General features: G+C 73.3%; 1 pseudogene. It reads left to right on the forward strand.

What is annotated here, in order from left to right:
- Positions 1-251, forward strand: a pseudogene (locus ACQG3P_RS20985) (phosphoglycerate mutase); the annotation flags it as partial.

Raw genomic sequence — 251 nt, forward strand, 5'->3', positions numbered from 1 at the left:
TTGCGTACCGCCCACGCGCAGGTCCGCCGCCGCGTTGCGCTGCTGCAGGCCTTGGCCGAGGCGGCCGGCGTGCAGGCCGATGGCGACCAGCGGGTGGATGCGCTGGTGGACCTGCGCCAGCTGCGTTCGCTGGAACAGCTGGGCAACGATGCGATCCGGCCGCGGTGGTCGGCATTGCAGCGCGGCGAACTGCGCCGGCTGGTGCTGGATGTCGAGGAGGGCGCGCGGTTCGAGCTGGACCAGGGCCAGCG

Source organism: Stenotrophomonas sp. SrG, from assembly GCF_050031795.1.
Lineage (GTDB): Bacteria > Pseudomonadota > Gammaproteobacteria > Xanthomonadales > Xanthomonadaceae > Stenotrophomonas > Stenotrophomonas rhizophila_A.